The sequence below is a fragment of the Rhodococcus sp. 7Tela_A2 genome, assembly GCF_049311045.1.
Lineage (GTDB): Bacteria > Actinomycetota > Actinomycetes > Mycobacteriales > Mycobacteriaceae > Rhodococcus.
In genome coordinates, this window is record NZ_JAXION010000169.1 from 1 (window position 1) to 6,841 (window position 6,841).

The following is a 6,841-nucleotide window of genomic DNA, read 5'->3' on the forward strand; positions in this document are numbered from 1 at the left end:
TCCGATGCCGGCGCCGCGTCCGCCAAGGCTCTGAGTCTGCTCGGCGCGGATGTCACCGTGTACGAACAGGCCACCGAAATCCGCGAGGTCGGCGCCGGCATCGGACTCCGCCCCTCCAGCATGCAGCGCTTCCGCGAGTGGGGAACCTTCGACGCCATCGCCGCAGTCAGCTCGCCCAGCGACTACTTCGAGATCCTCACCGCCACCGGTCAGCCGATCATGAAAGAAGACTGGCCGGGCATGGACGACTACGAGGTCAAGACCCACACCCACCTCATCCACCGCGGCGACTTCATCGACGCCCTCGTGAGCGTGCTGCCCGACGGCATGGTCAAACTCGGCCACAAACTCGAGACCGTCGAAGACCGCGGCGACAAGACCGTCCTGACCTTCACCAACGGCACCGTCGTCGAAGCCGACCTGGTCGTGGGCGCCGACGGCATCAAATCCGTCGTCCGCAAGCAACTGTTCAGCGACCAGCAGCCCGTCTTCTCCGGTGAGCACGCCTACCGCGCCGTCATCTCCGCCGACGCCACCCACGGCCTCGCCACCGACGACAACCTGCGCATGTACATCGGCAAAGGCACCAAGGTGTACTTCCTGCCGCTGCGTCACCGCAACGACGTGTCCTTCGACGTCACCGCGCTGTGCCCCGACAGCACCTGGTCGCCCGAAGCCACCCGCGAAGATCTCCTCGCCACCCTCGAGGGCTTCGACGAACGCATTGTGCAGATCGCCCGCGAGATCGACATGAACACCGTCAACCTCCGCGCCGTCTACGACATCGACCCCGTCGACACCTGGCACTCCGACTCCGCCGTCCTCGTCGGCGACGCCGCCCACTCGATGCTGCACCACCAGGGACAGGGCGCGAACTCCGCGATCCTCGACGCCGGCGCCCTCGCCGACGCCCTGCGCGACGCCGACACCGTCGCCGCAGCACTCGCCGACTTCCAGGCCACCCGCAAGCCCGTCACCGACGAACTGCAGCGCATCTCCCGCCAGGGCTGGACCGAAGACGAAGTCAACGACGTCTTCCCGGGCCAGAAGCCCGCCTCGCAGCAGCCCGCCGCCCACTAGAGGAGAACGCGCCATGCCGCTCCACCCCCGAATCGCCGACTTCCTCGCCGACCTGCCGGCACCGCCCGACGGACCGCTCGACCCGCAGATCCTGCGCGCCGTCGAAGAATCCCAGGTCCCGCCCCTCGCCGACCGTCTGCCTCTGCACCGGGTCGAGGACACCGTCGCCACCACGCCGGTGGGGGACGTGCCCGTCCGGATCTACACCCCGGTCGAGACCGACAGCTATGGACTGCTCGTGTACTTCCACGGCGGTGCCTTCTTCCTCGGCAGCCTCGACACCCACGACCACGTAGCCCGGAACCTGGCGAAAGCCACCGGCCTGAAGGTCGTCTCCGTCGGGTACCGCCGCGCACCCGAAGCGGCGTTCCCCGCCGGACTCGACGACTGCCTCGCCGCCGTGCGCTGGGCCGCCGACCACGGTGACACCCTCGGGTGGGACGGCACCACGCTCGCTCTCGCCGGGGACAGCTCCGGCGGAACCTTCGTCGCCGCCGTCGCCGCCCTCGCACACGACGACGGGTTCGACCGCATCACCCACCAGATCCTGTACTACCCGTCGCTCGACCTCGACTTCGACACCGAGCGTTACCCGTCGCTGCGCGACAACGCGGAGGGATACGGCGTGGAAACCGCCGGGCTGAAGGGCTTCAACTCCTTCTACCTCGACAGCGGCGCCGACCCCGCCGACCCCCGCGTCTCGCCGATCAAACGCGACGACCTCACCGGACTACCCCCGGCACTGATCGTCACCGCCGAATACGACCCCATGCGCGACGAGGGCGAACTGTACGGCGCTCGACTCACCGACGCCGGGGTACCGGCCACGGTCCGCCGCTACGCCGGCGCCAACCACGGGTTCGTGCAGAACTTCTCGTGGATCCCCGAGTTCGCCGGGGTCTTCGAGGAGACCGCCGAGTTCCTGCACAGCGACCTTTCCACCCGACAGGAACAGTGACATGGCGAGCGAGGTGAAGATCCACCCCATCGTCTCGCCGTGGGGACGGTTCGGTCTGTACACGTTCTTCATCGACGCCCCCGAACCCGCGATCGTCGACACCGGCATCGCATCGTCACCCGCCGAAGGCATGGCACCGGCACTCGAAGCCCTCGGCCGCCGCATCGAAGACATTCGATGGATACTGCTCACCCACGGGCACATCGACCACATCGGCGGCGCGCACGCCCTGTGGGAGGCCACGGGCCGCAAGGCGAAGGTCGTCATCCACGAAGCCGACGCCCCACTGCTGCGTTCCCGGCAAGCCCACGTCGACGACTATCTCGGCGCGCGCGGCACCTACCTCGGCGATCCCGAGGGTGCCGCCAAGGTCGCGGCGGCGACCCAGGCCGTCATCTCCGGCGAGATGGAACCCACCGTCCTGGTCCGCGGTGGGGAAACCCTCTCGCTCGGCGGAGACGTCACCGTCTCGGTGCACTCCATCCCCGGACACACCCCGGGCTCGGTGGCGTACGTCCTCGACGGCCAGGACGACGTCTTCGTCGGCGACGCCGTGCAGGTCCACGGTGCCGCCAACGGATTCCCCGGTTACTCGGACCCCGAGGCGTACCGGACGAGCCTGCGCTACCTCCGCGAACAGATCCGGCCCCGGCACCTGTACCTCGGCCATCCCTACCGACGCGCCGACGGCGTGGCGTACGGCGTCGAACTCGACCGTGATCAAGCCGCCGAAGCACTGCGCGAAAGCACCGACATCGAAAGCAGCGTCCACCACGCCGCGCACCGGTGCCTGTGTCAGGGACTGGGGGAGACCGACTCGGTGTACTCACCGTTCGCGTCCGTCGCCGACGAACTCGGCTACGACGGCGACCCCACCCTCGAGCCGTCCCCGTTCTTCACGACGCTGCACGGCTACCGCACGCAGTTCACCCAGAAACCCTGACAGAGAAGAGGAGTCGTAGCCTCATGGCCGAATTCGAAACGTTCGACGCAGGTGGCCGCACCATCCACATCCGCAAGGATCTGCGGGTCCCGATGCGCGACGGCATCGAGTTGGCCGCCGCCGCCTATCCGGGCGTCCACGACAAGCCCCGCCCGGCGCTCGTCGCGCTCAGCCCCTACGGCAAGGAACTGCAGGCTCTCGCCCTCACCACTCCGCCGCAGCGCCGCCCCAGCCCCATGTGGGACGGCTGCATCGAAGCCGGCGACATCGCCCGGGTCGTCGCCGAAGACTACGTCCACGTCATCGGCGACCTCCGCGGCTCGGGTCACTCCGGGGGAGAGCACATCGGCAACTACAACGCCGGCGGGGTTTCCCTCGGACAAGACGCCTACGACTTCATCGAGTGGGTCGCCGCCCAGCCGTGGTGCGACGGCAACGTCGGCATGATCGGCATCTCCTACTTCGGCTCGATGCAGGTCCTCGCCGCGGCGGAACGGCCCCCGCACCTCAAGGCGATCTTCGTCAGCGGCGGACACTACGACTTCTACGAGACCACCTACCACGGCGGAATCATGTGGTTCATGCCGCGCGCCGCCCGCGAAGGCCGCGGTGGCGACTCCGGGTGGGCATTCACCGACGGCGTCAAATCCCGGATGCTCGAGACGTACTCTCCGGAGGAAATCGCCGAGCGCGTCGCGCAGCGCCTGAAAGACCCCGACGTCGCCGCATGGCCGAACCTGGTCCACGTGCTCAACTACCCCAAGCACCACGAAGCCTGGTTCGACATCGTCATGAACGAACTCGACGGACCGTGGTACGAGGAACGCAACCCCATCACGCTCGCTCCGAACATCGACATCCCCGTCTACCTGCAGATCGATCAGGGGCGCGGGTGGACGATGGACGGCACGATCGAACTCTTCGACGCACTGCGCGGGCCGAAGAAACTCGACATCGGTCCGTACCCGCCCATGCAGTCGCGGCCCTTCATCGAAGAGCACGACAAGATGTTCCGGTGGTACGACTACTGGATCAAGGGCATCGACAACGGGATCATGGACGAACCCGCGGTGCAGGTCTTCGTCGAGGGCTCCCGCGAACGGGTCACCGGTGACCAATGGCCCCCGAAGGATGTCGAGTACCGGTCGCTGTATCTGCGTCCGCGCGGGAAGCTGTCCACCGAACCGGAACCGATGGGCGTGCAGTACGCCGCGCCGGACGGTTTCTACCAGGCGCCGCTCACGGTCACCGACAAGGTCGAGATCCTGAAGTGGGAAACCCCGGTCTTCGAGGCACCCACGGAGATGATCGGCACCGGTGCGGCGCACATCTTCGCCGAACTCGATCAGCCGGATTCGAATTTCATTCTGAGACTGTGGGATTACGCTCCCAACGGCAAGCGCCAGTTGATCACGACCGGGTACCTGAAAGCGTCGCACCGCGAACTGGACGAGGAGCGCACCACCCAGGGCAACCCGTACCATCCGCACACGCGGGCGGTGCCGGTCGAGCCCGGCGCGATCGAGGAGTACGTGCTGCGTCTGTACCCGTTCGCGAATACGTTCCTGCCGGGACACAAGCTGACGGTGGAACTGTCGAACGGGGAACCGCTCGCCGACGAGCACAATGCGCTGCTCCCGCCTGACGCCTTCCACCTTCCGGTCGGCCGCCCGGTGACCCACAAGATCTACCGGGATGCCGCGCACCACTCCCGACTCGTGCTGCCGTTCACGGCACGCACGGCAGGGGAGTAGGAGCGGGGAGGAACCGCTGCGGGGGGGGGGGGGGGGGGGGGGGCGCCCCCGCCCCCCCCCCCCCGCCCCCCCCCCCCCCCCATCCCCCCGACGGGTCAACTCACGATCAACGATTCAACGGGCTGTAGAAGACCAAGCCGTTGCCTTTGTTGTCGTACACCACCGCACGCCGCTCGTGCGCGTCGTCGTACGGACCTTGCACGATGCCGCCGCCGGCTTCTTCGGTGGCTTTCGCGGCGGCATCCACATCATCGGTCTTGATGCCCACGACGACCTGTCCGTGGATCGGATGATCGACCGATGTCGCGAGCGCGACCGTGACCGCGCCACCGTCGAGCGCGGCAAAATGCGTGCCGTCCCGGAACTTCAGTCGCATTCCCAGGCCCTCGCTGTAGAACTTGATCGACTCGTCGAGGTTGTCGGTCGACAGGACGATCATCTTCACTTCGTGGCTCACGGCTTCTCCTCGGATGAAAGTTGCCCAACCTTACGGCTGTCGACCTCGGCCCGACGAGGGTCGATTGTCACTCGTCGGGCCGATAACTTCCCCATTCCACAGCTCGTCACGTGACGTGTGGACGCGAGCGGCGACGGACCCCGGCACCTGACCGAAGATCGTCCTGGTGCATTTTCCGGAGCGGGCGCCGGAGACGATGAAATACAGCAAGCCGGAGGGTGGACATAAAACGTCACTGTGACGTTTTGATGTCCACGGGCAGGATGGGAGCGGGGAGGGTCGCCGGGGCTCGAGTGCCGGTGTATTCGAATCGGACAGCCGAGGCGGGAGCCGGAGATCGGATCGCCGGCCACCAGGCGTCGAGGACGATTCGGCCCGACGATCGGCGCCGGTGGGCGGAAGACCGGAAGCGACCAGCGCGCGCCGAGGCGCGATGCGAAAAGCTGCGACGACGTCGCATCAGCTGCGTAGCGATACGCAACGTCTCCGGCGGGCTCAGGGATTACACACTGCCGTTTCCGCAGGTCACCGTTTCGCCGATAATCTACATTATGTCAAGTAACGCGGATCAGGCCCGCCCCCGGAGGGAGTGGAACGCCCGCCGAGCGACCCATGCCGTTTCCGGCACACCCGACTCCGGCGCGTCACGTGATGCGCCGACGAGTGGCGCGGTTAACCCTTCGGCCCGCTCGGCACATGAATCCCGAGACGCTCGAGCGGCCGGCCCGTGGATCTCGCGGGATTCGTGGACCATCGGCATCGGCGGTCGATATCCCGGATGACGCTGCGCACGCGAACGCCGCGAGTGCAAGAACACGCGATCTCCGCACACGCTCGTCCGGCACCGACCGCAGAGACGGCGGACGACCGCAGCGCGCCGAAACCGCGCGCCGAAACCGCGCGCCTCGGCCGCACCATGTGGACCCGCGAACGTACCCCGTCCCCCGGGGTCGGGAAACCGAGGATGCGCCTCGACTACCCTGTTCGAATTTGATGGATAATCACCGTTATCCATGAATACTACTGCTGCACAACAGTTTCGGTGTTCGGAATGTGCGACCCGCAATCCCGCGATCCTGACGGCACCGCCTGCACCGGACACGCGACCGTCGACCTCGGCACCTCCTCCTCGGTGGATCCGGTCGACGCTCCCCGGCCGGCCAGGGCACGATCGGCACGCTGCACTCCCCTGACCCGGCCGGCACAGCGCCCTGTCCCCCATCCTCCGAGCAGCATCCGATGAGTTTGCCCGCCGCGCCCGGTCTACCTCTGCGTATCCATCCGAGACGACACGGGAGAACAGTGTGTCCCAGCTTTTGCGCGTACAGAACTTCACCGTTTCGAGCGACGGAATCGCCGCAGGAGAAGATCAGACCCTCGAGAACCCCTTCGGTCTCGACCACAGCGAAATGTTCGAATGGGCCGGGGCCACCGCGAGCTGGCCCAACCGCGCCGATCCCGGCGGCACCCGCGGCATCGACGACTACTTCACCCGCGACTTCTCCCACAACATCGGTGCGGAGATCATGGGCCGCAACAAATTCGCTCCCAAGCTCGGACAGTGGCCCGACCCCGAATGGCGGGGCTGGTGGGGCGACGAACCACCGTTCCACACCCCCGTGTTCGTCCTGACGCATCACCCCCGCCCC

The 6,841-nt window shown here is 67.1% G+C and carries 5 protein-coding genes and 1 pseudogene; 5 read left to right on the forward strand and 1 reads right to left on the reverse strand.

Annotation, left to right across the window (positions count from 1 at the left end; genetic code table 11):
- The 4 genes from TVH25_RS20250 to TVH25_RS20265 form a co-directional block, all read left to right on the forward strand.
- Positions 1-1,080, forward strand: a 1,080-nt coding sequence (locus tag TVH25_RS20250) for an FAD-dependent oxidoreductase (protein WP_422425316.1), incomplete at its 5' end; no start/stop codon positions are given.
- A gap of 13 nt (positions 1,081-1,093) precedes the next feature.
- Positions 1,094-2,038 (forward strand): alpha/beta hydrolase, encoded by a 945-nt coding sequence (locus TVH25_RS20255; protein ID WP_296551093.1) that lies wholly within the window; start codon positions 1,094-1,096, stop codon positions 2,036-2,038.
- A 1-nt stretch (position 2,039) separates the two neighbouring features.
- Positions 2,040-2,981, forward strand: coding sequence for an MBL fold metallo-hydrolase (locus tag TVH25_RS20260; RefSeq protein ID WP_296551092.1), 942 nt, complete (start codon positions 2,040-2,042; stop codon positions 2,979-2,981).
- A gap of 23 nt (positions 2,982-3,004) precedes the next feature.
- Complete coding sequence (locus TVH25_RS20265; RefSeq protein WP_422425317.1) at positions 3,005-4,735, forward strand: CocE/NonD family hydrolase; 1,731 nt, start codon at positions 3,005-3,007, stop codon at positions 4,733-4,735.
- A 106-nt stretch (positions 4,736-4,841) separates the two neighbouring features.
- Here TVH25_RS20265 and TVH25_RS20270 read toward each other — a convergent pair whose 3' ends face one another.
- Positions 4,842-5,174 carry a VOC family protein gene (locus tag TVH25_RS20270; RefSeq protein WP_169622382.1) on the reverse strand — a complete coding sequence of 111 codons (333 nt, stop codon included), beginning with the start codon at positions 5,172-5,174 and terminating at the stop codon, positions 4,842-4,844.
- A gap of 1,322 nt (positions 5,175-6,496) precedes the next feature.
- Here TVH25_RS20270 and TVH25_RS20275 point away from each other — a divergent pair.
- Positions 6,497-6,841, forward strand: a pseudogene (locus tag TVH25_RS20275) (deaminase); the annotation flags it as partial.